The sequence below is a fragment of the Streptomyces sp. NRRL F-6492 genome, from assembly GCF_001280125.1.
Classification (GTDB): Bacteria; Actinomycetota; Actinomycetes; order Streptomycetales; family Streptomycetaceae; genus Streptomyces.
In genome coordinates, this window is record NZ_LGEG01000232.1 from 25,643 (window position 1) to 50,675 (window position 25,033).

Annotated in this window: 23 protein-coding genes; 11 read left to right on the top strand and 12 right to left on the bottom strand. The window is 74.4% G+C overall.

Annotated elements, in window-relative coordinates; all coding sequences use genetic code 11:
• Nucleotides 1-66 precede the first annotated feature (66 nt).
• Nucleotides 67-1,608 (top strand): histidine ammonia-lyase, encoded by a 1,542-nt coding sequence (hutH, locus tag ADL08_RS23045; protein WP_053646000.1) that lies wholly within the window; start codon nt 67-69, stop codon nt 1,606-1,608.
• A 92-nt stretch (nt 1,609-1,700) separates the two neighbouring features.
• Here hutH and ADL08_RS23050 read toward each other — a convergent pair whose 3' ends face one another.
• A complete protein-coding gene (locus tag ADL08_RS23050; RefSeq protein WP_053646001.1) occupies nt 1,701-1,970 on the bottom strand; it encodes a hypothetical protein in 270 nt (89 codons plus the stop codon).
• 111 nt (nt 1,971-2,081) lie between these two features.
• Here ADL08_RS23050 and ADL08_RS23055 point away from each other — a divergent pair, with 111 nt between their 5' ends.
• Together ADL08_RS23055 and ADL08_RS23060 are read left to right on the top strand one after the other, a co-directional pair.
• Complete coding sequence (locus ADL08_RS23055) at nt 2,082-2,423, top strand: hypothetical protein (protein ID WP_053646036.1); 342 nt, start codon at nt 2,082-2,084, stop codon at nt 2,421-2,423.
• Nucleotides 2,424-2,616: 193 nt separating this feature from the next.
• Nucleotides 2,617-3,888, top strand: a complete 1,272-nt coding sequence (locus ADL08_RS23060; protein WP_053646004.1) for a L,D-transpeptidase — start codon at nt 2,617-2,619, stop codon at nt 3,886-3,888.
• 59 nt (nt 3,889-3,947) lie between these two features.
• Here the strand turns inward: ADL08_RS23060 and ADL08_RS23065 are convergent, their stop codons facing one another.
• Complete coding sequence (locus ADL08_RS23065) at nt 3,948-4,811, bottom strand: helix-turn-helix domain-containing protein (RefSeq protein ID WP_053646039.1); 864 nt, start codon at nt 4,809-4,811, stop codon at nt 3,948-3,950.
• A gap of 128 nt (nt 4,812-4,939) precedes the next feature.
• Between ADL08_RS23065 and ADL08_RS23070 the strand changes: the two genes are divergently transcribed.
• On the top strand, nt 4,940-5,992 hold the full coding sequence (locus ADL08_RS23070; protein WP_053646040.1) for an NAD(P)-dependent alcohol dehydrogenase: 1,053 nt from the start codon (nt 4,940-4,942) through the stop codon (nt 5,990-5,992).
• 82 nt (nt 5,993-6,074) lie between these two features.
• Nucleotides 6,075-6,425: a DUF1330 domain-containing protein gene (locus tag ADL08_RS23075; RefSeq protein WP_053646042.1), complete on the top strand. Its 351-nt coding sequence runs from the start codon at nt 6,075-6,077 to the stop codon at nt 6,423-6,425.
• Nucleotides 6,426-6,468: 43 nt separating this feature from the next.
• On the opposite strand, the gene msrA is transcribed toward ADL08_RS23075, so the two are convergent.
• Together msrA and ADL08_RS23085 are read right to left on the bottom strand one after the other, a co-directional pair.
• Nucleotides 6,469-7,128 carry a peptide-methionine (S)-S-oxide reductase MsrA gene (gene msrA, locus ADL08_RS23080; RefSeq protein WP_053646006.1) on the bottom strand — a complete coding sequence of 220 codons (660 nt, stop codon included), beginning with the start codon at nt 7,126-7,128 and terminating at the stop codon, nt 6,469-6,471.
• A gap of 72 nt (nt 7,129-7,200) precedes the next feature.
• Entirely contained in the window at nt 7,201-8,307 is a 1,107-nt protein-coding gene (locus ADL08_RS23085) for a hypothetical protein (RefSeq protein WP_053646044.1), read from the bottom strand.
• A gap of 73 nt (nt 8,308-8,380) precedes the next feature.
• Here ADL08_RS23085 and ADL08_RS23090 point away from each other — a divergent pair, with 73 nt between their 5' ends.
• Nucleotides 8,381-9,535 carry a cystathionine gamma-synthase gene (locus ADL08_RS23090; protein WP_053646008.1) on the top strand — a complete coding sequence of 385 codons (1,155 nt, stop codon included), beginning with the start codon at nt 8,381-8,383 and terminating at the stop codon, nt 9,533-9,535.
• Nucleotides 9,536-9,688: 153 nt separating this feature from the next.
• On the opposite strand, the gene ADL08_RS38350 is transcribed toward ADL08_RS23090, so the two are convergent.
• From ADL08_RS38350 to ADL08_RS23105, 3 genes are read right to left on the bottom strand one after another with little or no spacing between them, the layout of a single operon-like run.
• The gene (locus ADL08_RS38350) at nt 9,689-9,949 is read right to left on the bottom strand and encodes a hypothetical protein (protein ID WP_053646009.1); all 261 of its coding nucleotides are present in this window, start codon (nt 9,947-9,949) and stop codon (nt 9,689-9,691) included.
• Nucleotides 9,946-10,392, bottom strand: coding sequence for a sigma factor-like helix-turn-helix DNA-binding protein (locus tag ADL08_RS38355; RefSeq protein ID WP_053646010.1), 447 nt, complete (start codon nt 10,390-10,392; stop codon nt 9,946-9,948). The genes ADL08_RS38350 and ADL08_RS38355 overlap by 4 nt, the downstream gene beginning before the upstream one ends.
• Nucleotides 10,393-10,423: 31 nt before the next feature.
• Nucleotides 10,424-10,975, bottom strand: a complete 552-nt coding sequence (locus ADL08_RS23105; RefSeq protein ID WP_053646012.1) for a MarR family winged helix-turn-helix transcriptional regulator — start codon at nt 10,973-10,975, stop codon at nt 10,424-10,426.
• A 149-nt stretch (nt 10,976-11,124) separates the two neighbouring features.
• On the opposite strand from ADL08_RS23105, the gene ilvA reads away from it, so the two are divergent.
• The 3 genes from ilvA (at nt 11,125) to ADL08_RS23120 (ending at nt 14,374) form a co-directional block, all read left to right on the top strand.
• Complete coding sequence (gene ilvA / locus ADL08_RS23110) at nt 11,125-12,354, top strand: threonine ammonia-lyase (RefSeq protein WP_053646014.1); 1,230 nt, start codon at nt 11,125-11,127, stop codon at nt 12,352-12,354.
• A gap of 116 nt (nt 12,355-12,470) precedes the next feature.
• Nucleotides 12,471-13,514: an ATP-binding cassette domain-containing protein gene (locus tag ADL08_RS23115; RefSeq protein ID WP_053646017.1), complete on the top strand. Its 1,044-nt coding sequence runs from the start codon at nt 12,471-12,473 to the stop codon at nt 13,512-13,514.
• Nucleotides 13,515-13,519: 5 nt separating this feature from the next.
• Nucleotides 13,520-14,374, top strand: coding sequence for an ABC transporter permease (locus tag ADL08_RS23120; protein ID WP_053646046.1), 855 nt, complete (start codon nt 13,520-13,522; stop codon nt 14,372-14,374).
• Between the two features lie 40 nt (nt 14,375-14,414).
• Here ADL08_RS23120 and ADL08_RS23125 read toward each other — a convergent pair whose 3' ends face one another.
• The 4 genes from ADL08_RS23125 to ADL08_RS23140 all read right to left on the bottom strand — a co-directional run bounded on the left by ADL08_RS23125 (nt 14,415) and on the right by ADL08_RS23140 (nt 20,606).
• Nucleotides 14,415-16,718: a protein kinase domain-containing protein gene (locus ADL08_RS23125; protein ID WP_053646019.1), complete on the bottom strand. Its 2,304-nt coding sequence runs from the start codon at nt 16,716-16,718 to the stop codon at nt 14,415-14,417.
• A 4-nt stretch (nt 16,719-16,722) separates the two neighbouring features.
• Nucleotides 16,723-19,374 carry a serine/threonine-protein kinase gene (locus tag ADL08_RS38805; protein ID WP_078968373.1) on the bottom strand — a complete coding sequence of 884 codons (2,652 nt, stop codon included), beginning with the start codon at nt 19,372-19,374 and terminating at the stop codon, nt 16,723-16,725.
• A gap of 143 nt (nt 19,375-19,517) precedes the next feature.
• The gene (gene greA, locus ADL08_RS23135) at nt 19,518-20,015 is read right to left on the bottom strand and encodes a transcription elongation factor GreA (RefSeq protein WP_053646021.1); all 498 of its coding nucleotides are present in this window, start codon (nt 20,013-20,015) and stop codon (nt 19,518-19,520) included.
• Nucleotides 20,016-20,204: 189 nt separating this feature from the next.
• Entirely contained in the window at nt 20,205-20,606 is a 402-nt protein-coding gene (locus ADL08_RS23140) for a DUF4307 domain-containing protein (RefSeq protein WP_053646023.1), read from the bottom strand.
• 98 nt (nt 20,607-20,704) lie between these two features.
• Between ADL08_RS23140 and mca the strand changes: the two genes are divergently transcribed.
• Both mca and ADL08_RS23150 read left to right on the top strand, forming a co-directional pair.
• A complete protein-coding gene (mca, locus tag ADL08_RS23145; protein ID WP_053646025.1) occupies nt 20,705-21,586 on the top strand; it encodes a mycothiol conjugate amidase Mca in 882 nt (293 codons plus the stop codon).
• On the top strand, nt 21,579-21,815 hold the full coding sequence (locus ADL08_RS23150) for a hypothetical protein (protein ID WP_078968374.1): 237 nt from the start codon (nt 21,579-21,581) through the stop codon (nt 21,813-21,815). The genes mca and ADL08_RS23150 overlap by 8 nt, the downstream gene beginning before the upstream one ends.
• A gap of 226 nt (nt 21,816-22,041) precedes the next feature.
• Here the strand turns inward: ADL08_RS23150 and ADL08_RS23155 are convergent.
• A partial coding sequence (locus ADL08_RS23155) for a tetratricopeptide repeat protein (RefSeq protein WP_053646029.1) occupies nt 22,042-25,033 on the bottom strand: 2,992 nt, incomplete at its 5' end.

Genomic DNA, 25,033 nt, shown 5'->3' on the forward strand with positions numbered 1-25,033 from the left:
TCGGACCGGTGACGAAATCCCCTAGTGACAGGTCGGTCTTCAATCCGTAGGGTGCTGAATATGGATATGCAGACAGTCGTCCTCGGCACGTCCGGCACGACCCCGCAGGACGTCGTCGACGTCGCCCGCCACGGCGCCCGCGTCGAGCTGTCGACCGAGGCCGTGCAGGCCCTCGCCGCCGCCCGGGAGGTCATCGACGCGCTCGCCGCCAAGCCCGAGCCCGTCTACGGGGTCTCCACCGGCTTCGGCGCCCTCGCCACCCGGCACATCAGCCACGAGCTCCGCGCGCAGCTCCAGCGCAACATCGTGCGCTCGCACGCCGCCGGCATGGGCCCCCGCGTCGAGCGCGAGGTCGTGCGCGCCCTGATGTTCCTGCGCCTGAAGACCGTGGCCTCCGGCCACACCGGCGTCCGCCCCGAGGTCGCGCGGACCATGGCCGACGTCCTCAACGCCGGCATCACCCCGGTCGTGCACGAGTACGGCTCCCTCGGCTGCTCCGGCGACCTCGCCCCGCTCTCCCACTGCGCCCTCGCGCTCATGGGCGAGGGCGACGCCGAGGGCCCCGACGGGCGCGTCCGCCCCGCCGGCGAGCTGCTCGCCGAGCACGGCATCGCGCCCGTCGAGCTCAAGGAGAAGGAGGGCCTCGCCCTCCTCAACGGCACCGACGGCATGCTCGGCATGCTGGTCATGGCCCTCGCCGACCTCGACACCCTCTACAAGTCGGCCGACGTCACCGCCGCGCTCTCCCTCGAAGCCCTCCTCGGCACCGAGAAGGTCCTCGAACCCGAGCTGCACGCCATCCGCCCCCACCCCGGCCAGGCCGCCTCCGCCGCCAACATGCTGGCCGTGCTCAAGGGCTCCGGCCTCACCGGCCACGCCCAGGCCGGCGAGGCCCCCCGCGTCCAGGACGCCTACTCGGTCCGCTGCGCCCCGCAGGTCGCCGGCGCCGGCCGCGACACCCTGGCCCACGCCCGCCTCGTCGCCGAGCGCGAGCTGGCCGCCGCCGTCGACAACCCGGTGGTCCTCGCGAACGGCGAGGTCCGCTCCAACGGCAACTTCCACGGCGCCCCCGTCGCGTACGTCCTCGACTTCCTCGCGATCGCCGCCGCCGACCTCGGCTCCATCGCCGAGCGCCGCACCGACCGGCTCCTCGACAAGAACCGCTCGCACGGCCTGCCGCCCTTCCTCGCCGAGGACGCCGGCGTCGACTCGGGCCTGATGATCGCCCAGTACACGCAGGCCGCCCTGGTCAGCGAGATGAAGCGGCTCGCCGTCCCGGCCTCCGCCGACTCCATCCCGTCCTCCGCGATGCAGGAGGACCACGTCTCCATGGGCTGGTCCGCCGCCCGCAAGCTGCGCACCGCGATCGGCAACCTCGCCCGGATCATCGCCGTCGAGCTGTACGCCGCCACCCGGGGCGTCGAGCTCCGCGCGGGCCTCACCCCGGCCCCCGCCTCGCAGGCCGTCATCACCGCCCTGCGCGAGGCCGGCGTCCAGGGCCCCGGCCCGGACCGGTTCCTCGCCCCCGACCTGGCCGCCGCCGACGCCTTCGTACGCGAGGGAAGGGTGGTCGCCGCCGTGGAGCCGGTCACCGGCCCGCTGGCGTAAGGACGTTGGAGTACGGGTGAGGGCCCGTTCCCACCGGATGCCTCCGGCGGGAACGGGCCCTCACCCGCAAGTGCGCGACGGGGGAACGCGGTTCAGGAGGCCCGGCCCCGGCGGCGCATCGCGAGCACCACGAAACTCGCGCCGACCGCCAGGAACGCCGTCCCGCCGAGCAGGTACGGCACCGTGTCCCGGCCGCCGGTCTCCGCGAGGCGCCCGTCGTTCGCGGCCGGGCCACCCCCGCTCACCCCGACCCGTACTCCGCCCCGTTGGTCGGCGGCGTTCGCGGACGGCACGAACCACAGGGCGCACAGCAGCGTTCCCGCGACGGCGGCGGTCAGCAGGAGGCGACGGGCTGCGGACACGGAGATCTCGATCCTCCTTGCGGAAACCACGAATTGTTCGGCGTGCAGATGCTAATGAACACAGCGGGTCGCGGGAAAGCCGAGGCCCTCCGGACCCCTACGCTCCGACTCATGAGTACTTCTGACACCGCACGCTATGTACGCCTTCGCGTCGATGTGGTCCTGGAGATCGACGGACCCGCCGAACTGGCCGAGGCCGCCGAGGCCCGGATCGACGCCGACGAGTTCATGCCCGAGGAGGAGCGGGCACACGCCCGCGCCGCCGCGCGCGAGGACAGCGCCGAGGCCCTCGCCCACCTCGTCGAACCCTTCGACCTGATCCGCGACGTCCCCGGCATCGAGATGGTCCAGGCGTCCTGGAGCAGCGAGGAGATCGATTACGACCCCGATGCGCTGGAATGGGACCTCGGAGAGGAAGATGGGGCGGAGGAAGACGAAGACGACCGGCCGTAGGGCCGGTGTCCTGCCTGCTCACGGGCCCCGGGACACCGTCCCGGGGCCTTTCCGCGACACCGGGCGACCGGCGGGGAACCGAACGCTCCGCCGGTGCGTGTCGATCAGTGGTGTTCCCCACAAACCGTCCGGTTCCCGCACCGAACGGGTTGTCATGGGTAGGGAAGCAAGCGTGCACAGGGAATCGGCGACGATGGAGAAGCGTGTGATGACGGACGGCAAGCGCCGCAGGAGCCTGGCCGCCGCGGCTGCCCTGCTCAGCGGTGTGTTGGTGCTCTCGGCGTGCGACGACGGCGACAAGGGCGGCAGCGGCGCCTCCGGAACCGCGACCCCGCAGTCACAGGAACAGGTCGACGAGGCGGCCGCGCAGAAGACCTCGAAGGCCCGGATCACCATCTCGCCGAAGAACGGCGCGCAGGACGCCTCCATCAACAACGACGCCAAGGTCACCGTCGCCGACGGCAAGCTCACCGAGGTCGTCATGACCTCCGCCGAGGGCGACGCGGTCAAGGGCGAGATAGCGGCCGACGGCCTCAGCTGGAAGCCGACCGGCGCGCTCAAGCGGGCCACGGTCTACCGGATCACGGCCACCGCGGCGGACGCGGCCGGCCTGGAGGCCCACGAGAACTCCTCCTTCACCACCGTCTCGCAGGCCAACAGCTTCATCGGCAACTTCACGCCCGAGGACGGCTCGACCGTCGGCGTCGGCATGCCGGTCTCGATCAACTTCAACAAGGCGATCACCGACAAGAAGGCCGTCCAGAGCGCCATCACCGTCACCTCCAGCTCCGGCCAGGAGGTCGTCGGGCACTGGTTCAGCACCCAGCGCCTCGACTTCCGCCCCGACGAGTACTGGACCGAGGGCTCGACCGTCACGCTGAAGCTGGACCTCGACGGCGTCGAGGGCGCCGACGGCGTCTACGGCGTCCAGCAGAAGACCGTCACCTTCAAGATCGGCCGCAACCAGGTCTCCACCGTCGACGTCGCCACCAAGACCATGACGGTCAAGCAGGACGGCAAGACGATCAAGACCATCCCGATCTCCGCCGGCTCCCCGGAGAACCCGACCTACAACGGTCAGATGGTGATCTCCGAGAAGTTCAAGGAGACCCGGATGAACGGCGCCACCGTCGGCTTCACCGACGACGACGGCAAGGGCGAGTACGACATCAAGGACGTGCCGCACGCCATGCGCCTGTCCAGCTCGGGCACCTTCATCCACGGCAACTACTGGGGCCCGGACTCGATCTTCGGCTCCTCGAACACCAGCCACGGCTGCGTGGGCCTCAACGACGTCAAGGGCGCCGGCGACCCCAACCAGTCGGCCGCCTGGCTCTACGACCACTCGCTCATCGGCGACGTCGTGATCGTCAAGAACTCCAAGGACAAGACGATCGCCCCCAGCAACGGCCTCAACGGCTGGAACATGGACTGGGCGGAGTGGAAGGCCGGCTCGGCCGTCTGACCCGCGCACGAAGGGGCCCCCTCCCGACGGAGGGGGCCCCTTCTGCTTCCCCGACCGCCCTACCGCGCGTCCACGGGCTCGTCCACACCCCACTGCGCGAGCAGCCGCAGCGCGTCCGCCGAGGGCGTGCCCGGCTCCGCGTGGTACGTCACGAGCACCAGGTCCGGATCGGCGCCGGACACCTTCAGCGTCTCGTACGACAGCGTCATCTCGCCCACCAGCGGATGCCGCATCCGCTTCGCGCCGTGCCCCTTGTCCGTCACCGTGTGCGCCGCCCACAACGAACGGAACTCCTCGCTCCGCACCGACAGCTCGCCCACGAGCGCCAGCAGCAGCGGATCGTCCGGATAGCACCCCGCGTACAGCCGCAGCACGCTCACCACCTCGGTCGCCTTGCACTCCCAGTCGAGGTAGAGGGAGCGCGCGTTCGGATCGAGGAAGATCATCCGGGCCATGTTCCGCTCGTGCGGCTCCCAGGTGGTGAAGTCGCCGAGCAGCGCCCGCGCCGTCCGGTTCCAGGCGAGCAGGTCCAGGCGGCGCCCCAGGACGACGGCGGGCACCCCGTCCATCGAGTCGAGCAGGTGCAGGAGCCCCGGCCGCACCTGCTGGGGACGGGAGATCGCCGCCCGCTGCCGCTTCTTCACCGTCGGCTTCGCCAGGTGCGTCAGATGCGCCCGCTCGGTGTCGCTCAGCCGCAGCGCCCGCGCGATCGAGTCCAGGACCTCCATGGACACGTTCCGGCCGTTGCCCTGTTCGAGCCGGGTGTAGTACGCCACCGACACCCCGGCCAGCTGCGCCAGCTCCTCGCGGCGCAGCCCCGGCACCCGCCGGTGCCGCCCGAACTCGGGCAGCCCCACGTCCTGCGGCTTCAGCCGGGCCCTGCGGGAGCGCAGGAATTCACTGAGTTCGGCACTGGGGTCCATCCATCCCATTATCGCCGCCGGACCGCGCCGGCGGACGTACGTTCCTGACCCTGCCAGTGGTAGGCACGCCGGTCGTAGGCAGAACAGGTGTCTGGGTGACACCGGCTTTCCCGGGCAGGCTCGTGGCCATGACCACGAACGTGACCACCGTCCCCGCCTACGCCGCCCCCGCCGCCCACGCCCCCCTCGAACGCACCACCGTGCCGCGCCGGCCGGTCGGCGAACACGACGTCCTCATCGAGATCAAGTACGCCGGCATCTGCCACTCCGACATCCACCAGGCGCGCGACGGCTGGGGCGAGGGCATCTACCCGATGGTCCCCGGCCACGAGATCGCCGGCGTGGTCGCCGCGACCGGCTCCGGCGTGACGCGGTTCACGACCGGCGACCGGGTCGGCGTCGGCTGCTTCGTGGACTCCTGCCGCACGTGCGACCACTGCCTGCGCGGCCTGGAGCAGTACTGCGAGCAGGGCAACACGGGCACGTACAACGCCCTCGACAAGAACGGCGAGCCGACCTACGGCGGCTACTCCACCCACATCGTCGTCGACGAGAACTACACCCTGCGCATCCCCGAGGGCATCGGCCTCGACGAGGCCGCCCCGCTGCTCTGCGCCGGCATCACCCTCTACTCGCCGCTCGCCCACTGGCAGGCGGGCCCCGGCAAGAAGGTCGCGATCGTCGGCCTCGGCGGCCTCGGCCACATGGGCGTCAAGATCGCGCACGCGCTCGGCGCCGAGGTGACCGTCCTCAGCCAGTCCGAGAGGAAGCGGGAGGACGCCCTGAAGCTGGGCGCCGACCACTACCGCGCCACGAGCGACCCGGAGACCTTCACCGCGCTCGCCGGCACCTTCGACCTGGTGATCTCCACCGTCTCCGCGCCGCTGGACTTCGACGCCTACCTGGGCCTGGTGCGCACGGACGGCGCCCTGGTGAACGTGGGCGCGCCCGAGGAGCCGGTCAAGGTCAACCTGTTCTCCCTGATCGGCGGCCGCAGGACCCTCGCCGGCTCGATGATCGGCTCCATCGCCGAGACGCAGGAGATGCTCGACTTCTGCGCGGAGCACGGCCTGGGCGCCGAGATCGAGGTGATCGCCGCGGACCGGATCAACGAGGCGTACGAGCGGGTCGTCGCGAGCGACGTCCGCTACCGCTTCGTGATCGACGCGTCGACCATCTGACGGCGACCGGGCCCGGGCCCGGTTCCGGGGCATGACGTCGGGAGTAATCGACCCGTACGGCATGCTCCGGCACGCTGTCCCCATGACCGCATACGCCCTCGGAAACCTGCACCCGAAGCCCGTCCTCGACGAGGAGGTCTTCACGTACATGGAGCGGATCCAGGCCACCCTGGACCCCCACGGCGGCCGCTTCCTCGTCCACGGCGCCCCCACCCGCGAGGTCCCGGAGGGCACCTGGCCCGGCGCCCTCGTGATCATCGCCTTCCCGACCTACGAGAACGCCCGCGCCTGGTACGCCTCCGCCCCCTACCAGGCCCTGATCCCCCTCCGCACCCGCCACATGACCGGCGACGTCCTCCTGATCGACGGGGTCCCGGAGGGGTACGACCCGGCGGCGACGGCGACGGCACTGCGGGCGGCGACGGCCGGGTGACGGGGCGGCGCGGGGCACTACAGGAGCGCCACGCCGCGCCGCGCTACTCCGCCTTCGCCACCCCGATCGGGCACGAGACCCCCGTGCCGCCGATGCCGCAGTAGCCCGCCGGATTCTTGTCCAGGTACTGCTGGTGATACCCCTCCGCCGGGTAGAACGGGCGGTCGGCGGCCGGCAGGACGTGGGTGGTGATCTCGCCGTAGCCCGAGCCCGTGAGGACCTTCTGGTAGGCCTCGCGGGAGGCCTCGGCCGCGGCGGCCTGGGCGGGGGAGTGGGTGTAGAGCGCCGAGCGGTACTGGGTGCCCACGTCGTTGCCCTGGCGGAAGCCCTGCGTCGGGTCGTGGGACTCCCAGAACAGCTTCAGGAGCGTCTCGTACGAGACCTTCGCCGGGTCGAAGACCACCCGGACGACCTCCGTGTGGCCGGTCAGGCCCGAGCAGACCTCCTCGTAGGAGGGGTTGCGCGTGGAGCCGCCCTGGTAGCCGACGAGGGTCGTCCAGACGCCCTCGGTCTGCCAGAACTTGCGCTCGGCGCCCCAGAAGCAGCCCAGGGCGAAGTCGGCGACCTCCAGGCCCTCCGGGTACGGGCCGACGAGCGGGTTGCCGAGGACCGTGTGGCGCGCGGGCACGGAGAACTCCGGCTCGGCGCGGCCGGGCAGGGCCTGCTCGGGGGTGGGGAGGACGGGGGTGCGGGACAGGAACATGCTGCATCTCTCCTCGACGGTCGTCGGCAGTTCGCACAACAAGGGAGGGGACGCGGGGATTCCCCCGTCCGCTCAGCGCGGCAGCGTCAGCGGGCTGCCGCCGTTCGCCTCGTACCCCGCCACGGCCAGGTTCCGGAAGACCGTGTACTCCGCCGCCGGGTCCGCGCCCAGCGTCCACGGCACCGCGCCCACGTGCCCGTCCACCTTCACGAACTGGTGCATGGCCTCCGCCCAGCGTTCGTCCCGCACCAGGAACCAGACCAGCAGGTGGCGGACGTGCGCCAGCATCGGGTCGTCGGGGCGGGCCGAGTGCACCGCGTACAGCGCGCCCTCGACCGCCTTCGACACCACCGCCGTACGGAAGAAGTCCTGCACGAGCACCACGTCCGGCACGTGCTCGTAGACCGCGAACAGCGGCAGCGCGGCGAGCAGCGAGCCGCGCGGGGCGCGCGCCGCGGCCGTCGTCGCGAAGTGGTCGGCATCCTCGCGCGAACCGTGCCACTTCTCGCACCAGTAGTGCAGCGCCGCCAGGTGCGCCCCCATGTGCTCCGGCGCCCGGTCGATCACCTTCGCCCACACCTGGTCGAACTGCTCGGGCCCGTAGCCCAGACCGCGCGCCACGGCCAGCCGCGTGATGTAGGGGACGGGGTCGCCCGGGGCGAGCAGCGCCGCCTCCTCGGTGACCTTCAGCGCCTCCTCCAGGATGATCCGGAAGTCGTCGCTCCCGGCCGCCGAGGAGCGCCACGCCTGCTGCACCAGGAACTCGGCGTGCACGGCCGCCCCGCCCGGGTCCTTCGGCGCGTCCGCCCGCCAGGCCCGCAGCCACGCCCCGCCGGCGCCCGGCCTCTCCCCGAGCTCCAGGGAGGCCGCGCCCGCGAAGGCCTGCACGCGCTGCCAGCGCGTCTCGCCGTCCTTGCCGGTGCCGGCGAGCAGCTGCGCGGCCGCCCGCCAGTCCTGGGTGGCCTGCACGACGTTCAGCACGTCGAGCAGGTCCTCGTCCGCCCCCGGCAGTCGTACGTCCTGGTCCTCCTGCGGCACGAACCCGTACGCCGCCGGGTCCGCCGCGTCGGGCGACCCCGGCACGGCCAGCCGGATGCCGCCGCTCCTGCGGCGCAGCACGTAGGGGCCGAGGACGCCGAACAGCAGCCCGAGCGCGATGAGGAACCAGAGAATGTCCATGGTGTCCATTGTCCAGGACACCCCATGAGACGAACGCGGCACCGGGGGCCCCGCGGCACTACGCTCCTGAAGCATGAGCGACCAGCACATCCACCAGAGCTTCGAGACCCGCGCGATCCACGCGGGCAACACCGCCGACCCGCTGACCGGCGCGGTCGTGCCGCCCATCTACCAGGTGTCCACGTACAAGCAGGACGGCGTGGGCGGGCTGCGCGGCGGTTACGAGTACAGCCGCAGCGCCAACCCGACCCGTACCGCCCTGGAGGAGAACCTGGCGGCCCTGGAGGGCGGCCGGCGCGGTCTCGCCTTCGCCTCCGGCCTCGCCGCCGAGGACTGCCTGCTGCGCGCGCTGCTGGTCCCCGGCGACCACGTCGTCATCCCGAACGACGCCTACGGCGGCACCTTCCGGCTCTTCGCCAAGGTCGTCGAGCGCTGGGGCGTGGACTTCTCGGTCGCGGACACCTCCGACGTCGCCGCCGTCCGCGACGCGATCAACGACCGCACGAAGCTGATCTGGGTCGAGACCCCCTCGAACCCCCTCCTCGGCATCACCGACATCGAGGCCGTCGCGGGCGTCGCCCGCCAGGCCGGCGTGAAGCTCGTCGTCGACAACACCTTCGCCTCGCCCTACCTCCAGCAGCCGCTGGCGCTCGGCGCGGACGTCGTCGTGCACTCGCTCACCAAGTACATGGGCGGCCACTCGGACGTCGTCGGCGGCGCCCTGGTGACGGCCGACGCGGCCCTCGGCGAGGAGCTGGCCTACCACCAGAACGCGATGGGCGCGGTCGCCGGGCCGTTCGACTCGTGGATCGTGCTGCGCGGCATCAAGACCCTCGCCGTGCGCATGGACCGCCACGGCGAGAACGCCGAGAAGGTCGCCGAGATGCTGACCCAGCACCCGAAGGTGACCCAGGTCCTCTACCCGGGCCTGCCGGAGCACCCGGGCCACGAGATCGCCGCCAAGCAGATGCGGTCCTTCGGCGGCATGATCTCCTTCCGCGTGGCGGGCGGCGAGGAGGCGGCGGTCGAGGTCTGCAACCGCGCGAAGCTCTTCACCCTGGGCGAGTCCCTGGGCGGCGTCGAGTCCCTCATCGAGCACCCGGGCCGGATGACGCACGCGAGCGTCGCGGGCTCCGCCCTGGAGGTCCCGGCCGACCTCGTCCGCCTCTCGGTGGGCATCGAGAACGCCGACGACCTGCTGGCCGACCTGCGCCAGGCGCTGGGCTAGACGACGGGCCGGTAGACGACGTGCCACGGCCGGGCGGGGCCCACGGGTCCCGCCCGGCCGTTTCCGTCTCCTCCGTCGCCCGGCGACCCTCCTGGTCACGTCGGCCTCCTCGGCACCCGTGCGCGTGCCTCTCCCGCCGGCCCAGGACCGTCCTCACCAGGCTTCGAGCGGCGGCGACGTCCCGGCCGGCGGGGGCTCCCACGGGCGGGCCGCCGACGCCCACACCACGAAGGCCAGGAGGGCGAGCGCGGCCAGGGTCCACAGCAGGCGCCGGGCCCGGCGGGCCCGGCGGAGCCGTCTCGCGCCGAGGGCCGCCGCCCGGGGCACGAGGTCGCGCGGGACCGGCGGGTGCGGGGCGTCGAGGAGCCGCCGGACCGCCTCCTCCTTGCTGTCGCCGTCCTCCCGGCGCCTCACGCGGCGGCCCTCAGGGCGGCGACCGCGCCGGCGCAGAAGGCCAGGACGCGCGCCTCGGAGATCCCGAGCAGCGCCGCGACCTGCTCCTCGGCGACCCCCTCGTACAGGTGCAGGACGACGACGAGCCGCTCCCGCGGGCCCAGCGCGGAGAGGACGCCCCCGCGTCCGGCGCGGTGGCGGCGGGCGGTGCGCGCGAAACGGGCCACCAGGTCGCCGCGCGCGCAGGCGTACGGGTCGTCGTCGCGCAGCCGGTCCCACACCGCGTACGTGTGGGCGAGGGCGTCCGTCAGGAGGGCGCGGGCGTAGGGGTTCCGGGCGCGGGTCTCGGCCGTCAGCAGGGTCGCGACGTGCAGCAGCCGCCCCGCCGCCCCGGCCGCGAACGCGTCGAACTCCCGGGCGCGGGAGGCGCGTCGGACGTCCCGGCCGCTCCGCCGCTCTCGCACCCCCTCATCCGACGACAGCGCGGGGACGGGGTCAAGAGGCGGGGGCGGACTCGCTTCCGGGAGCGGTCCCGCCCGCGGTCCCCGGCTCGGCCGGGAGCTGTCCCGCGTGCGCCGACTGGCGTGCGGACAGGGCGGTGTTGAAGCGGGTGAGCAGGGTGCAGAAGGCCTCGCGCTCGTCCGGCGTCCAGCCCTCCGTGACCTCGACCATCAGCTGGCGGCGCGAGGCGCGGACCTCCTCCAGGCGGGCGAGCCCGCGCGGCGAGAGCTGGAGGACGACCGCCCGCCCGTCCTCCGGGTGCGAGGTGCGCTTCACCAGGCCGGTGTCCACGAGCGGGGCGACCTGGCGGGTCACGGTCGAGGAGTCGATCCCCATGCCCGCCGCGAGCGCCTTGACGCCCATCGGACCTTCCTGGTCGAGCCGGTTGAGGAGCAGGTACGCGGCCCGGTCCATGGAGTTGCGGAGCTGGCCGGTGCCGCCGAGGCGGGTCTGCTCGGCCCGGCGGGCGAAGACGGCCACCTGGTGCTGGAGGGCGTCGAGGAGACCGGGGTCGAGAGCGGTCGTCATGTCCTGGGACGGGGGCATGGCTGTGGGTCTCTCTCGTGCGGGAGCGGGCGGACGGTGGGGGACAGAGTACGCGGACCCGGGGGGGTCCGTACCGGGCCCGTCCAAACCCGTCGGGGCGCCCGTCCGCCGGGCGGTCACCAGGGCCGTGAGCTGCGAGACTTGCTGTCATGAGCTTCCGTACACCACACCCCTTGCACCGGCTGATGCTGGACGACGTGCGCGGGGCGCAGAAGATGCTGTCCGGGGTGGCCCGCGTGACGGCGATGGAGGGCAGCCGGTACCTGTCCTCGCTCGTGGGGGCGCCGGTGCACCTCAAGTGCGAGAACCTCCAGCGGACCGGCTCCTTCAAGCTGCGCGGGGCGTACGTGCGGATCGCCGGGCTGCGGCCCGAGGAGAAGGCCGCCGGGGTCGTCGCCGCCTCCGCCGGCAACCACGCGCAGGGCGTCGCGCTCGCCTCCCGGCTGCTCGGGGTGCGCGCCACCGTCTTCATGCCGGTCGGCGCCCCGCTGCCGAAGGTCGCGGCGACCCGCGAGTACGGGGCCGAGGTCCGGCTCCAGGGGCAGGTCGTGGACGAGACCCTCGCGGCGGCGGAGGAGTACGCGCGGGAGACCGGCGCCGTCCTCATCCACCCCTTCGACCACCCCGACGTCATCGTCGGGCAGGGCACGGTCGGCCTGGAGATCCTGGAGCAGTGCCCGGAGGTCCGCACGATCGTGGTCGGCGTCGGCGGCGGCGGTCTCGCGGCCGGCATCGGGCTCGCGGTGAAGTCGCTGCGCCCGGACGTGAAGGTGATCGGCGTGCAGGCCGAGGGCGCCGCCGCCTATCCGCCCTCGCTGGCCGCCGGGCACCCGGTGGTCGTCGAGTCGCCGGCGACGATGGCCGACGGCATCAGGGTGGGACGCCCCGGTGACGTGCCGTTCGACCTGGTCAGGGAGTACGTGGACGAGGTCCGCACGGTCTCCGAGGACGCGCTGTCCTCCGCGCTGCTGCTCTGCCTGGAGCGCGCCAAGCTGGTCGTCGAACCGGCGGGTGCCAGCCCGGTCGCGGCCCTGCTCTCCGACCCGGAGTCCTTCCGGGGTCCGGTGGTCGCGGTCCTCTCCGGCGGGAACGTCGACCCGCTCCTCCTCCAGCGCGTGCTGCGGCACGGCATGGCCGCCGGGGGCCGCTACCTGAGCCTGCGGCTGCGCGTGACGGACCGGCCGGGGGTGCTCGCGTCGCTCCTCGCGGCCCTGACGGTGGTCGACGCCAACGTCCTGGACGTCAGCCACGTGCGGACCGACCCGAGGCTCGGCCTGACCGAGGCGGAGGTCGAGCTGCACCTGGAGACGAAGGGCCCGGAGCACTGCCGGGAGGTGACGGAGGCGCTGCGGGACGCGGGGTACACGGTGCTCGGCTGACCCTTGTGCCCCCCTGGCCTCGGCATGTGTCCCGAGTCACGAATTCACTGGGCGCGGGCCGTCCCGGAAACCTAGGATCGGTGGGAAAAAGGCCCCAATCCATTGGGAGTACCCACATGCCAGGCGCGATCTACGCCGAGGGTCTGGTGAAGACCTTCGGCGACGTACGAGCTCTGGACGGGGTGGACCTCGACGTACCCGAGGGCACCGTCCTGGGCCTGCTCGGCCCGAACGGCGCGGGGAAGACCACCGCCGTGCGCGTACTGACGACCCTCCTGCGGCCCGACAGCGGGCGGGCCGTGGTCGCCGGGATCGACGTCCTCGAGCACCCCAACGAGGTGCGCCGCTCGATCGGCCTCTCCGGCCAGTTCGCGGCCGTCGACGAGTACCTCACCGGCCGCGAGAACCTCCAGATGGTCGGACAGCTCTACCAGATGAAGGCGAAGGCGGCGAAGGCGCGGGCGGGCGAGCTGCTCGAACGGTTCCACCTCGCCGAGGCCGCCGACCGCCCCGCCAAGACGTACTCGGGCGGCATGCGGCGCCGCCTCGACCTCGCGGCGGCCCTCGTGGTCTCCCCGCCGGTCATGTTCATGGACGAGCCGACCACCGGCCTCGACCCGCGCAACCGGCAGGAGCTCTGGGAGGTCATCAAGGAGCTCGTCGCCGGCGGTACGACCCTGCTCCTCACCACCCAGTACCTGGAGGAGGCCGACCACCTCGCCCACGACATCTGCGTCGTCGACCACGGCCGGGTCATCGCGCGCGGCACCTCCGACCAGCTCAAGGCCAGGACGGGCGGCGAGCGCGTCGAGGTCGTGGTCCGCGAGCGCGAGATGCTCACCGGCGCCCGGGAGGTCCTCGGCCGCTACGGCGCCGCGGGCACCGGCGCGGGCGGCGGCGAGGTCTCCGTCGAGGAGCACACCCGCATGCTGACCGTCCCCGTCACCGGCGGCGCCAAGCTGCTCGCCGAGGTCATCCGCGACCTGGACGCCGTCGGCGTCGAGATCGACGACATCGGTCTGCGCCGCCCGACCCTCGACGACGTCTTCATCTCCCTCACCGGCCACGCGGCCGAGCAGGAGGAGGCGGGGGAGGGCGGCGCCCCGGACCAGCCGGGCGGCCGCGGCCGCAAGCATCCCGCGAAGGAGGAGGCGAAGTGAGCACCGTGACCACCGAGGCCCCGAACCGGGCCCCGCGGCCGCGCGGGGGCATCGCCCAGTCCCTCGGCGACTCCCTCGTCGTCGCCAAGCGCAACCTCATCCGGATGACCCGGATCCCCGAGATGATCCTCTTCGGGGTCATCCAGCCGGTGATGTTCGTGGTGCTCTTCACGTACGTCTTCGGCGGCTCGATGGCGATCGGCGGCACCCTCGACCCCGACGTCTACCGGGACTTCCTGATGGCGGGCATCTTCGCGCAGACCGTCACCTTCGCCACGGCGGGCTCGGCGGCCGGCATCGCCGACGACATGCAGAAGGGGATCATCGACCGCTTCCGCTCGCTGCCGATGGCGCGGGGCGCGGTCCTCACCGGCCGCACCGTCGCCGACCTCGCGCAGACGTCGGTCACGCTGCTCGTCCTCGCGGTCGTCGCGCTGCTCGTGGGCTGGCGCACCGGCTCGGCCGAGCCGACCAACGCGGGAAAGGTCCTGGGCGGCTTCGCCCTGCTGCTGCTCCTCGGCTACGCCTTCACCTGGATCGGTGCCCTGATCGGCCTCTCCGTCCGCACCCCGGAGGCCGCCACCTCGGGCGGCATCATCTGGCTCTTCCCGGTCACGTTCATCTCGAACGCGTTCGTGGACTCGGACCAGATGACGCCCTGGCTGCGGCACATCGCCGAGTGGAACCCCTTCAGCGCCACCGTGCAGGCCTGCCGGGAACTGTTCGGCAACCCCGGCGTCTCGACCTCGGACGCCTGGCCGATGCAGCACCCGGTCTGGGCGTCGATCATCTGGTCGGTCCTGATCATCGCCTTCTTCCGGACCCTCGCGGTCCGCAAGTACCGCTCGGCCGCGTCCTGATCCCCGGCCGGGGGCGGGGCCGGTCCGGCTCCGCCCCCGGTCAGGGCAGGTAGCCGGAGACGACGAGGCCGCCCGGGAGGGGCGCGAAGGCGGCGCCCCCGGCGGTCAGCAGCTCTCCGGCGACCTGCGCGTCGAAGTCCCGGGGCAGGCCGAACCGGTAGACCTCGTGCTCCCCCGTCCCGCCGGGGCCGGAGGCCGGATAGGAGCGGATCTCCGTCGCGTCCGCGACCACGACCCGGTCGCCCGCGAAGTAGACGCGGTCCGCCGTGGTGTCCGGCACCCGCCACCGCTCCCGGCCGCTCTCCAGGTCGTACACGACGAGCGCGCCGCGCCCGGTCGCCGAGCCGCTCCCGTCGTCCTCGCCGATCACGGCGACGAGGCCGTCCGCGCGCACGGCGGGCCCGGCCGTGACCCCGGTGCCCAGGGTGCGCAGCGGCCGCAGCAGGGCGGAGTCGAGCACGGCGACGGAGCCGTCCCGGCGGACCCGGCAGAGCACCCGGCCGCTCTTCTCGTGGACGGTGAACCCGCCGCAGTACTCCGTGCCGCGCGCCGTCTCCCTCCCGGTGCGGGCGTCGAGGGACACCGGCGTGGTGCCCACCGGGACGAGCACCCGCCCCGCCGCCGCGACCGGCTCCTCCGGCAGGCCGTCGAGCGGCGACCGCCACAGCTCCTTCCCGTCGCGCAGACGGACGGCCGTGACCAGGCCGGTCCGCTCGTCGCGCACGTTCACGTACGTGGAGTAGAGGACCCCGTCCCGCAGGTCGGTGCCCTTCACGGCCCAGTCGCGCCCGGGCGCGGGGACCCGGCTCCGCTCCCGGCCGTCCGCGAGCCCGTACGCGACGATCCCGTCCGGCCCCGTCACGTACGCGGTGTCGCCCACGACCGCCGGGTACTGCGGCCCGCCGCGCAGCCCCTCGCCCCGGCCCGGGACCTTCCACAGCTCCTTGCCGTCCGCCGCGCCCAGGGCGGTGACCGCGCCGCCCCCGCCCGGGCAGACCAGCGCCTTCGGGGAGAGCGCGCAGGCGCCGACGCCCGGCTCCACCCCGGCCGTCCAGGGCGACCAGCCCGCCGGGCGGTGCGCCCGGTCCGTGCCCACCGCGCCGAAGTCGTTGGCGTGGCCCGCCCCGCCGTACGGCAGGACGACCCGGTCGAGCGCGGCCGGGGCCGGGGCCGTGGAGGCGCCCGGGGCGGCGGCCCCGTTCCCGCCGGGTTCGCCGCTCCCGCCGTCCGCCAGCACCACGCCCGCCGTCGCCAGGACGGCCACCGCCACCGCGCCCGCCGCCAGGGCGCCCCACCGCCGCCGCCCCGCCGGGACGGCCGCCGGGGCGACCGGCCGGTCCGTCACCGCCGTGGGGGAGTAGGGCACCACGGGGCCGAGCGTCGGCAGGTCCGCCACGCCCGCGCCCGAGGCCGCCGCCTCCCCGACCGTCCGGGCCGCCTCCCCGTACTCCGCGACCAGCGAGAGGACCCCGCCCGGCCACGGAAAGGCCCCGGGCACGGCCCCGCCCCCGTCCCCGCCGTCTTCTCCGAGGAGCGCCGCCAGCTCCGCGGCCGTGGGCCGCTCCGCCGGGTCGAGCCGCAGACAGCGCTCCAGGACGGGGAGCAACTCCCCCGGAACACCGTCCAGTTCGGCCTCCGCCCGGCTGATCCGGTAGACCACGGCGGCCAACTCGTCGTCGTGGAAAGGCCCCCGGCCGCTCACCGCGAACGCGAGCACCGCCCCCAGGCAGAACACGTCCGACGCGGGCACCACCGCCCGGCTCCCCACCAGGTGCTCCGGCGCCATGAACCCCGGCGAGCCCACCACCAGACCGGTCGACGTCAGCGCCGTCGCCTCGAAGGCCTGGGCGATCCCGAAGTCGATCAGCTTCGGCCCGGCCGCGCCGAGCAGCACGTTCGCCGGCTTCAGGTCCCGGTGCAGCACCCGCGCGCCGTGCACGGCCGCCAGGGCCCGGGCGAGCGCGGCCCCCAGGGCCCGTACGGCCGCGACGGGCAGCGGCCCGGTCCGTACGACGGCCTCCGCGAGCGAAGGACCCGGCACGTACTCCGTCGCCAGCCACGGCGAGGGCGCGTCCGCGCCGGCGTCCACCAGCCGCGCCACCCCCGGCCCGTCCACGGTCCGCGCCGCCGCGATCTCCCGCCGGAAACGGGTCCGGAAGTCCCCGTCGACCTCCAGGTCCTCCCGCACGGTCTTCACGGCGACCATCCGGTACGGATCGGCCGTCGGCGCGTCCGCGCGGCAGGCGAGGTGCACCTCGCCCATGCCGCCCGCGCCGATCCGGGCGAGCAGCCGGTACGGTCCGACGAGCCGGGGCGGCCGCCCCGGGGGCAGGGCTTCCAGCAAGGGACTACTCCTTCTCTCCGGCGGCGGGGGCGGGGGCCTCGCCGAGGGCCTCGCGGGGAAGCCCGACGGAGACGACGACCCCCTTGTCGTACACGACGTGGGCCACCCCGCCCAGCGGCAGCACCAGCGGCGGGCGGACCTCCCGGTCCAGATAGGTCCCGCCCGAGAGGTCGTACTCCTCGTCGGCGCGCGGCCCGGGCGCCCCCGGCACCGGCACGGCCCGCTCCGCGCCGGGCCGGCCGTCCGCGCCGAGCGGCACCACCCGCAGGGCCGAGAAGTCCGCGTACACCAGCGCGCTCCCCGTGATCAGCGGGTTGGAGACGAGTTGGCGCCGGCCGTCCGCCGTGGTGAGCGGGGGGAGCGGGTAGTGGCCGAGGCTCTTGCCGGTGGCCGGGTCGAGGACGTACACCCCGCCGGGCTCGCCCTTGTTCCCGCTGCTCGCCCAGCGCATGGGGCCCGCGTCGAGGACGACGGCGGCGCGGTCGGACACGGCGGTCGGCCAGGCGCCCGAATCCGCGACCCCGGCGGGCACCGCGAGCCGTCCCGGCCCCACCGGGGAGAGCGTCACGGCGTCCAGGCGGTGCAGGACGAGCGGCTTCGTGTTCAGCGCGTCGAGCGGCGCGCAGTACGCGTACCGGCCCCGCACGAGCAGGGCGTCGCACTCCTCGGCCTCCGGCGGGACCTGGCCGCGCTGGTCGCCGGTCCTCGCGTCGTACGCCACGAAACCGGCGTCGCTCAGCGCGTACACCAGCCCGTTCGCGTACGCCACCGGCTCGAAGTCGCGGTACTCCGCCCGCGAGAGGTCGGCGTTGGTGAGCGCCTTGGACCACCGCTCGCGCCCGTCGGCCAGCGCGAAGGCCGTCATCCGGCCGCTGGTGTCGTCGCCGGTCGGGACGAAGACGGTGCCGTCGGCGACGACGGGCCGGGTCGCGAGCCCGCCCCCGCCCGGGCCCTCCTTCTCCCAGCGCACCGTGCCGCTCCGGGCGTCCCGGACCTGGAGGCGTCCGCCGGACAGCAGGACGGCGTACGGGCCGTGGACGGCGGGCACCCCGGTGCCGCCCGCCACGAAGACGCCGCCGGTGGGGCCGATGAAGCTCTGGTCGTCGCGCGGGTCGTCGACCAGGTCGGCGGCCCACAGCCGCTTCCCGTCCGCCGGGTCGAGCGCCTCGTACCGCCCGTCCGTCGTCCGGCAGACGACCGCCGCCTCACCGGCCGAGCAGCCGAACGCCGGGGCGCCCAGCTTCGCCCGCCAGGGCCGCCACCCGGCCGGGCGCTGGGCCGCGTTCTGCGCGACGAACCCGGACGTGTCGGCGGGGCCCCGGTCGTCGACGCCCGGCACCCGGGGCCCGGCGGCCTTCGCGGGCGCCTTCCCCTCCCCGCCGCCCTCCGGCCACAGCAGGTACGCGCCGGCGCCGCCGGCCACGACCGCCGGGGCCAGGACGGCGGCGAGCAGCCGGCCCCGGCGCGGGCGCCGTCGCGGGAGACCGGCGGGGGCGAGCGTCGGCGCGGAGTGGAGGCCCCGGGAGGCCGGGCCGACGACGGGGCCGAACCCGGCCGGCGCCTCCAGGAGCGGCCCGCCCGACGCGACGAGCTGGGCCAGCTCCCGGCCGTACTCCCCGATGTGCTCCCGTACGCCCTCCGGCCACGGGAAGACCTTCGCGGGCGCCGGCCCGAGGAGTTCCACGAGCCGCTCCGGGGCCGGCCGGGCCGCCGGGTCCACGGCCAGGCAGGCGGCGACCGCCCCGCGCAGCTCCTCCGGCACCCGGGACAGGTCGGCCTCGGCCCGCGAGACCCGGTAGAGGACGGCGGCGAGGGGCCCGTCGCCGAAGGGGTCCTCGCCGGTCGCCGCGTAGCAGAGCAGCGAGCCGAGGCAGAAGACGTCCGAGGCGGTGGTGACGCGCCGGGCCCCGGCCACGTGCTCGGGGGACATGAAGGAGGGGGAGCCGACCATCACGCCGGTGGCGGTCATGGTGGTGGCGGTGCTGCTGCGGGCGATGCCGAAGTCGATGAGGCGGGGGCCGTCGACGGACAGCATGACGTTCCCCGGCTTGAGGTCCCGGTGCAGGACCCCCGCCCGGTGCAGATCGGCCAGGGCGCGGGCGACCCCGGCCCCGAGCGCGCGCACGGCGTCGACGGGCAGCGCCCCGCCGCGCCGCACCGCTTGCGAGAGGCTGGGCCCGGGGACGTACGCGGTCGCCAGCCAGGGCGTCTCCGCGTCGGCGTCCCCGCCGACGGGCGCGGCGGCGTACGCGCTGTCGACGAGCGAGGCGATCCTGATCTCCCGCCGGAACCGGTCCCGGAAGGCGGGATCCCCGGCGACGTCCCGCCGCACGGTCTTGACGGCGACGAAGACGTCCCGGACGGGCGCGCGCCCGGGCCCGCCGGCGGCGCCCGGGGGGCCACCGGCGCCCGGCACCGGGGGCGCGCCTCCGCCCGCACCGGGCGGGGGACCGGCTCCGGGTACCGGGGGCGCGCCTTCGGCCGCCCCCGGCACGGACCCGGCTCCCGGTCCCGTACGGGGCGGGGACCCCGCCCCCGAATCCGTTCCGGCCCCCCGGGCGAGGAAGACCTCGCCCATGCCGCCCGCTCCGAGCCGGGCGAGGACCTCGTACGGGCCGATCCGGCGCGGCGCGCCCTCGCGCAGTGGTCCCAGCATCTCGTCGTCCCCCCTGTGCCACGAACGTGACGCGACGTCAGCGCCGCATCATCGCACGCGCACCCGCACGTGTGTGCGCGGGTGCGCGCACGACGGAGGGCCGGACCCCGCGGGGTCCGGCCCTCCGTGGAAGAGCGGGGGACTCAGCCGGCGTACGGCTTCGCGCTGAGGATCTTCACCGCGGCCCTCTTGCCGTTCGGCAGCTCGTACTCGGCGTCGTCACCGGCCTTCTTGCCGTTGACGCCGACGCCCAGCGGGGACTGCGGCGAGTAGGTCTCGATGTCACCGCTCGCGTACTCGCGGGAGGCGAGGAGGAAGGTCAGGGTGTCGTCCTCGTCGCCGTCGAAGGCGATCGTGACGACCATGCCGGGCTCGACGACGCCGTCGTCCGCCGGGGCCTCGCCCACCTTGGCGTGCTGGAGCAGCTGGGTGAGCTGACGGACCCGGAGCTCCTGCTTGCCCTGCTCCTCCTTGGCCGCGTGGTACCCGCCGTTCTCGCGCAGATCGCCCTCTTCGCGCGCGGCGGCGATCTTGGCGGCGATCTCGGTACGCGCGGGACCAGACAGGTACTCAAGCTCGTCCTTGAGCTTGTTGTACGCCTCCTGGGTGAGCCAGGTGACGTTGTCGCTGGTCTGGGTCACAGGTGCTCCTCGTAGGTACTGGGAATACAAAGCATCGCCCTACACGGGAATGCTGTGCTGTCCCGGGTGGGCGAAACCACGAGCCTAACAATGAGTGGCGAAAAGCGGGAGGACATCAGCCACGGAATAGCGTCACCCCAGGTCACCGCGGTGACCCGCCGGGACTCGTCACCGGCTCCCTACCCACCGCTACCGGGTCGTACACCCGAGCAGTTCGGCGCTGGTCGCGCGCGCGGTGGTGCGCAGGGAGAAGACCTGGTCGACCCGGGCGGCGGGATCGTCGATCCGCACGTCCTTGCGGGCCACCTCCGTCCCGTCCTCGGAGCGCGAGCGCAGGGTGCAGACGCCCTCGGCGCCCTCGTCCTTGCGGACCTCCAGGTGCACCTGGACCTCGGAGGCGCTCACCACGTCGAACTTGATCATCTCGGCGCTGATCTCGCTGTCGACGACGTAGTACCAGCCGAACCAGCCGAGGAGCCCCAGGAAGAGGACCCCGAGCACCGATCCGACGGCCTTGAGCCTGCGGTCGGCCCGCTCGTCCGCGGAGCGCCCGTAGCGGCCCTCGGGCGGCTGCTCTCGCACCGCGCTCATGATCGATCCTCTCGAAGCCGGGGGTGGCGGAATTTTCGGCCCCCCGGTTCCGTCACTATAGAGACCTCCCTCCGCGACCAATCACTGAGGATCGAGTCTTGACTGACCAGCTGCGACTGATGGCCGTGCACGCCCACCCCGACGACGAGTCGAGCAAGGGCGCGGCCACGATGGCCAAGTACGTGTCCGAGGGGGTGGACGTCCTGGTGGTGACGTGCACGGGCGGTGAGCGCGGCTCTGTCCTCAACCCCAAACTCCAGGGCGACCCGGAGATCGAGGCGAACATCCACGAGGTGCGCCGCAAGGAGATGGACGCGGCCCGCGAGATCCTGGGCGTCTCCCAGGAGTGGCTGGGCTTCGTCGACTCGGGCCTGCCCGAGGGCGACCCGCTGCCCCCGCTCCCCGAGGGCTGCTTCGCCCTCCAGGACGTCGACGAGGCGGCCGGCCGGCTGGTCCGCAGCATCCGCTCCTTCCGTCCCCAGGTCGTCACGACCTACGACGAGAACGGCGGCTACCCGCACCCCGACCACATCATGACCCACAAGATCACGATGGTGGCCTTCGACGGAGCCGGCGACCCCGAGGCGTTCCCCGAGGACGAGTTCGGCCCGGTCTGGCAGCCCCTGAAGCTCTACTACAACCAGGGCTTCAACCGCCCCCGCACCGAGGCGCTGCACCAGGCGCTCCTCGACCAGGGCCTGGAGTCCCCCTACGGGGAGTGGCTGGAGCGCTGGAAGGAGTTCGAGCGCAAGGAGCGGACCCTGACCACCTTCGTGCCCTGCGCCGACTTCTTCGAGGTCCGCGACCGGGCGCTGATCGCCCACGCCACCCAGATCGACCCGGACGGCGGCTGGTTCCGCGTCCCCATGGAGATCCAGAAGAAGGTCTGGCCGACGGAGGAGTACGAGCTCAGCAAGGCGCTGGTGCCGACTTCCCTCCCCGAGGAAGATCTCTTCGCGGGCATCCGCGACAATGCCTGACATGAGCGCACACCTGGCACTGACCCAGCTTGTCCCCTTCGCCGCCGAAGAGCTGGACAAGAACAAGGTGACCCCCGGCGTCCTCGGCTTCGTCGTCTTCGCCGTCATGGCCGTGGCGGTCTGGATGCTGATGAAGTCGATGAACCGCCACATGGGCCGGGTCTCCTTCGAGGAGGCCCCGGACCCGGCGACCACGCCGGCGACGCCGGCGGAGACGCCCAAGAAGTAGCGGCCCTCCCGGGCCACGGACACCCCGCCCTCCGGGGCGTACCACCGCGGTACGCCCCGGAGGGCGTCCGCATGTCCGGGGCCCCGGGTGCCGGAGTCCGGGCGGGAAGGCCTCACGGGCCGGGGGCCGGAGTCCGGGCGGGAAAACCTCACGGGCCGGGGGCCGAAGCCCCGGCGGGAAGGCCCTACGCCCCCGGCGGGAGGCCCTCACGCCCCCGCCGGAGGCCCTACGCCCCCGGCACCCCCAGCACGTCCCGCGCCTGCCGGTTCGGGACCAGGCCCAGGTCCCAGGCCTGCCACGGCGTCCCCGCGTCCACACCGCGCGCCAGGACCGCGCCGTACGCCTCGGCGCAGTCGTCCAGGCGCGGGTCGCGCGCCGGGTGCCGGTCCGCGACCAGCGCCGCCAGCTCCTCGCGGGCCGTCGCCGTCCCCGGCTCAGGGGAGCCCGGGACGGCGTGCGGGAGCAGGGTGCAGCGCAGGAGACGGGCCCAGTCCGCGCCGCGCAGATCGCCGTACGAGGCGAACAGCGCCCGCGCCTCGTCGCACAGGACCAGCGCCTGCGGCACGCGCGCGTTGCCCGCGTCGACGACCGCCAGCTCCAGGCAGGTCCAGGCCTCCCCGTGGGCCACCCCGATCCGGTGGAAGTCCGCCCGCGCGTCCACGAGCAGCTGACGGGCGAAGCCCGAGTTCCGCAGGCCCCCCGTGCGGGCCGCGAGCTGGTCGCGGGTGACCCGGCCCGAGTGGTGCCGGGCGCCGGCGAGCCCGTACACGTCCCGCATCCGGGAGAACATCGTCCGCGCCCGCCCCAGCTCCCGCACCGCCTCGTCGCGGTCGCCGCGCTCCTCCAGGGCGTGCCCCAGGTGGTACAGCGTCCACGCCTCGCCCCGCGCGTCCTCCTGCTCCCGGTGGCGGGCGAGCGCGCCGCGCAGCCCCTCCACGGCCGGCTCGGCGTCCCCGGCGGCGAGCCGGGCCCGGGCCAGCTGGGTCAGCGCCCAGGCCTCGCCGCGCCCGTCGTGGATCCGCCCGTACCCGTCGAGGGCGGCCCGCAGCTCGGTCTCGGCGCCCGGCACGTCACCGCGCAGCAGCAGCACCTGGCCCCGCTGGAAGTGCGCCCACGCCTCGCCGTGCGGGGACTCGTGCGCCCGGTGCAGCGCGAGGGACCGGTCGAGCAGCTCCGCCGCCTCCGCGAGCCGCCCCCGGTCCCGCTCCACGGCCGCGAGCGCGTGCAGCGTCCAGCCCCGGTCGGCGGCCAGCGCCTCCGGCTCCTGGAGCGCGAGCGCCTCCCGCAGCCGGTCCGCCGCCTCCGCGAGCCGCCCCTGGTGGTGCAGGGTGATCCCGAGCGAGCAGAGCGCGAGGGCCGCCCCCGGGTCCTGACGGTCCTCCCGGTACGAGGAGACGACCGAGGTCAGGGTCGTGCGCGCCCGGTCGAGGTCGCCGATCTGCCGGGCCGCGATGCCGGTCCGCCACCGCACCGAGCGGGACAGCGGCCCCTGCCCGAGGGACGCGGCCAGTTCGTCGATCTCCCCGAGCCGGTAGAGGTCGCCGCGCAGCAGGCAGTAGTCGCAGAGCGCGCCGAGCAGGTCCAGGACGGTCTGCTGGTCGGCGCCCCGGTGGTGCCGCAGCGCCGCCGTGATGAAACTGGTCTCCTCGTCGAGCCAGCTCAGGGCCGCCTCCAGGGAGCCGAAGCCGTGCCCGCCGAACCGGTCGGCCCGGGTCGACATCTTGCCGTCGACCATTCGGATCACCGCGTCCGCCAGCTCCGCGTAGTTGCGGACGAGGCGTTCCTGCGCCGCCGCGACCTCCGCCGCGTCCTCCTCGTCGAGGAGCCGGGCCGCGGCGAAGCCGCGCACCGCGTCGTGCAGCCGGTACCGCTCCCCGCGCACGTGGTCCAGGAGCCCCGCGTCGGCGAGGCCGCGCAGCAGCCGCGCCCCCTCGGCGCCGTCCGCGCCGAGCAGCGCCCCGGCCGCCGCCGCGCCCAGCGAGGCCCGCCCGGCGAGCGAGAGCCGCCGCAGGAGCCGCCGGGAGCCGTCGTCGAGGTCGAGGAGGTAGCGGGTGTTCAGGGCGCGTTCGACGGGACCGGGGCCCCGTTCCGGCCGGCCGAGCAGCTCCGCCACCTCGTCCGCCGGCCGCCGCCCGAGCAGGGAGCCCGCCGCCCGCAGCGCCAGCGGGAGCCCGCCGCACAGCTCCCGGATCCGCCCGGCGGCCTCCGCGTCGTACGGGCCGGAGCCGCCCGCCGCCCGCAGCAGCTCCTCCGCCCCGGCCGCGTCGAGCGCCGCCACCGGCAGCGCGTGCACGGCGGCCGGCACGTCCGGGCCGAGGTCCAGCGGCTCCCGGCAGGTCACCAGGACCAGGCTCTCGGAGCGGCCGGGCAGCAGGGCCCGCACCTGGGCCGCGTCCACGGCGTCGTCCAGGACCACCACCACCGGCGTCCCGGCCAGCTGCCGGTGGTACGACTCCGTGAGCCTCCGCACCTGTTGCTCCACCGGCGCGCCCTCCCGGAAGAGCAGCCGTTCGCGCGGGGCGCCGAGCCGGTTCAGCAGGTGCAGCAGCGCCTCCCGGGTCGCGACCGGCCCCTCGCCCGCCGTACCCGGCAGGGCCGTGGCGTTCCCCCGCAGGTCCACCACGCAGGCCCCGCGGAACCGGTCGCGCAGCGCGTGCGCGGCCCTGACCGCGAGCGCCGTGCGCCCCGACCCCGGCTCGCCGTGCAGCAGCACCACCGTGGGCCGGGTCTCCACCGACGCCCTGTCCTCCCGCACCCACCCGGCGATCCGCTCCAGCTCCTCCCGCCGCCCCGCGAACGCCCCGCCCGGGTCCGGCAGCTGCCCGAAGGACCGCTCCAGGACGGTACGGCTCCGAGCCGCCGCACTCCGGTCGACCCCGCGCAGAGGCCGCGCGGAAGGCCCCCCGGCCCGCTCCCGCTCCTGTTCCCGTTCCCGTTCCCGTTCCCGTTCCAGGAAGGGCCGCACCCCACGGCTCTCCAGGGCGCCCAGCCACCGCGCCCGCGCCTCCTCGACGCTCCCCGGCCCCGCCGTCCGGCCACCGGAGGTCGCCTTCAGCACGGTCGCGGCCGCCCCGGCCACCGCCACCACGGCACCCGCGCCGAGCGCCGTCCCCGCCGTCGTACCGAACGCCAGGTCGGCCCCGACGGCGGCGACCGCCGCGACCCCGACGACCAGCGAGGACGCACCCGCCCGTCCCCCGGAACCCCGCCCGCCCCCC

What these genes read in the sequence shown, in the direction of transcription:
- ADL08_RS23105 (WP_053646012.1), bottom strand. Translation starts at nt 10,975, where the DNA reads ATGCCCCCGTCCCAGGACATGACGACCGCTCTCGACCCCGGTCTCCTC.
- ADL08_RS23115 (WP_053646017.1), top strand. Translation starts at nt 12,471, where the DNA reads ATGCCAGGCGCGATCTACGCCGAGGGTCTGGTGAAGACCTTCGGCGAC.
- hutH (WP_053646000.1), top strand. Translation starts at nt 67, where the DNA reads ATGCAGACAGTCGTCCTCGGCACGTCCGGCACGACCCCGCAGGACGTC.
- ADL08_RS23090 (WP_053646008.1), top strand. Translation starts at nt 8,381, where the DNA reads ATGAGCGACCAGCACATCCACCAGAGCTTCGAGACCCGCGCGATCCAC.
- ADL08_RS23075 (WP_053646042.1), top strand. Translation starts at nt 6,075, where the DNA reads ATGACCGCATACGCCCTCGGAAACCTGCACCCGAAGCCCGTCCTCGAC.
- ADL08_RS23140 (WP_053646023.1), bottom strand. Translation starts at nt 20,606, where the DNA reads ATGAGCGCGGTGCGAGAGCAGCCGCCCGAGGGCCGCTACGGGCGCTCC.
- ilvA (WP_053646014.1), top strand. Translation starts at nt 11,125, where the DNA reads ATGAGCTTCCGTACACCACACCCCTTGCACCGGCTGATGCTGGACGAC.
- ADL08_RS23085 (WP_053646044.1), bottom strand. Translation starts at nt 8,307, where the DNA reads ATGGACATTCTCTGGTTCCTCATCGCGCTCGGGCTGCTGTTCGGCGTC.
- ADL08_RS23070 (WP_053646040.1), top strand. Translation starts at nt 4,940, where the DNA reads ATGACCACGAACGTGACCACCGTCCCCGCCTACGCCGCCCCCGCCGCC.
- ADL08_RS23060 (WP_053646004.1), top strand. Translation starts at nt 2,617, where the DNA reads ATGGAGAAGCGTGTGATGACGGACGGCAAGCGCCGCAGGAGCCTGGCC.
- ADL08_RS38805 (WP_078968373.1), bottom strand. Translation starts at nt 19,374, where the DNA reads ATGCTGGGACCACTGCGCGAGGGCGCGCCGCGCCGGATCGGCCCGTAC.
- ADL08_RS23055 (WP_053646036.1), top strand. Translation starts at nt 2,082, where the DNA reads ATGAGTACTTCTGACACCGCACGCTATGTACGCCTTCGCGTCGATGTG.
- msrA (WP_053646006.1), bottom strand. Translation starts at nt 7,128, where the DNA reads ATGTTCCTGTCCCGCACCCCCGTCCTCCCCACCCCCGAGCAGGCCCTG.
- ADL08_RS23065 (WP_053646039.1), bottom strand. Translation starts at nt 4,811, where the DNA reads ATGGACCCCAGTGCCGAACTCAGTGAATTCCTGCGCTCCCGCAGGGCC.
- ADL08_RS23150 (WP_078968374.1), top strand. Translation starts at nt 21,579, where the DNA reads ATGCCTGACATGAGCGCACACCTGGCACTGACCCAGCTTGTCCCCTTC.